This is a genomic window from Psychrobacter sp., from assembly GCF_036731945.1.
Taxonomy (GTDB): Bacteria; Pseudomonadota; Gammaproteobacteria; order Pseudomonadales; family Moraxellaceae; genus Psychrobacter.
Genome location: NZ_DAINDI010000015.1, coordinates 1,555 through 3,468, shown reverse-complemented (window position 1 = coordinate 3,468; position 1,914 = coordinate 1,555). Strand labels below are relative to the sequence as shown.

The window sequence follows — 1,914 nt, the reverse complement described above, 5'->3', positions numbered from 1 at the left end:
CAATGCTAAAGTTATTATTGATAACAGGTCTAAAATAATAGACCAAAGCGACAAAGGCGACGGTCGCTGCCGCCAGTACAGTGAGAATAGGGAGATCTTTTTTGTTTAAATGTTCAACGTCAATGGCAGAGTGAGCGTCCGCATTATAGGTGTGTTCATCTTGCTGCTGGCTGGTTGGATTTATATGGTCTTGATGCTTTTTGATGTCTGTATTGTGCTTATTTTGCGTCCAATTTATCCAACCATAAATACTCATGATACTGTAGTAGGCGTTGATAAACATATCGCCGAACAGTTGCCATTTCCAAAGTAGATAGACAAAAATAGCGGTGCTGACCAATCCAATAGGAAAAACCAAAATATTGGTTTTGCTGGCAAGTAAGACACTACTGACTCCAAATAGAACCGCAATTAATTCTAAGGCGATAAATAGAGTGGGGTAGTCGGCGTATTGCCCGAATAACCAGTTTAGGAGTTCTGCCATTGCTGTTCCAACGTCAAAAAGTAAAAAGAAAAGGGAGATAATATGGGTCGAGTTTATAAAAGTTTAATAAGTTCATGGCAATTAAGTGCAGCAGTATTGGATAAAATCGCCTGATTAAACAGTGACAATGTATAGCGATTATAGCGCAGCTGCCAACAAATGAAGTCAATCTTTACTTATTCTCATTAAGAAGCGGATTATTTGTAACAAAGTATTAGAAAAATTATATTATTCAGGCATAATAAAGGCACTTATTTTAAGTTTACAGTTATTCACCGAAAATTAGACGACTGTTGTTTTCTCCACTTTTATGCTTATTGCAAGCACCATCGTAGTAGACAAGGAAGCGTATCATGACGACTTGTATCACGGGCACCGGCCTGTATATTCCACCTTATAGCATTAGTAATGAAGAGCTAGTAGATTCATTTAACCAGTATGTTGATAATTATAATGCCAAACATGCTGACGCGATTGAAGCAGGAACGGTGACGGCGCTAGAGCACTCATCAGCGGCCTTTATCGAAAAAGTATCGGGCATCAAATCACGTTATGTGATGGAAAAAGACGGTATCTTAAATCCTGAAATTATGGCGCCGGTGATTCCTTACCGCAATTTGGGTGAAGAACTATCAATCATGGCAGAAATGGGCGCTGCTGCATTGAAAGATGCGCTCGCAGATGCGGGTCTGGAGGCCAATGATTTAGACGGTATCATTCTTGCTTGCTCAAATTTCCAGCGCACTTATCCTGCGGTCTCTATCGAGATTCAAAATGAGATTGGTATGGTTGGCGGCTTTGCTTATGATATGAACGTTGCTTGTAGTGCGGCGACTTTTGGTCTATCGCAAGCACACGGCTCAATCGTTTCGGGTCTTGCCAAACGCGTTGCTGTGGTCAACGTTGAGATTACCTCGGCACATCTAAACTGGCGCAACCGTGACAGCCATTTTATCTTTGGTGACGTCGCAACAGCTTGCATCGTAGAAGAGCTTGATACGCCAAAAGGCTACGAGATTCTAAATGCCAAGTTATTCACTCAGTTTTCGACCAATATCAAAAACGAATACGGCTTTATGGATCGCTCTGAGTTCTTAGCAGCGCAGACTGAGATGTACCCCGATATCAAAGAACCGGTCACTGACAAATTGTTTTTGCAAAATGGTCGTAAAGTATTCCGTGAAGTCTGTCCAAAGGTGTCAGAAGTGATCACTGAGCACTTGCAAGAAAACAATCTGCAAGCCAGCGATGTCAAAATGATGTGGCTACATCAAGCCAATGCCAATATGCTGGATTTAATCTTGCGTACCGTTGTTGGACGCGACGCCGATAAAGCGATTGTACCAAGTGTCATTGATGAGTTTGCCAATACCAGCTCAGCCAGTCCAATGATTGTCTTCCATCGTTATAAAGATGCACTAAAATCTGGT

At 41.7% G+C, this 1,914-nt stretch carries 2 protein-coding genes; one reads left to right on the top strand and one right to left on the bottom strand.

The genetic code is table 11. The features are described 5' to 3' along the window. Positions 1–484, bottom strand: a 484-nt coding sequence (gene pnuC, locus V7D75_RS04590) for a nicotinamide riboside transporter PnuC (protein ID WP_333613600.1), incomplete at its 3' end; no start/stop codon positions are given. Between the two features lie 353 nt (positions 485–837). On the opposite strand from pnuC, the gene V7D75_RS04585 reads away from it, so the two are divergent. Further along, the coding region (locus tag V7D75_RS04585; protein ID WP_333613599.1) for a beta-ketoacyl-ACP synthase III at positions 838–1,914 on the top strand (1,077 nt) is incomplete at its 3' end.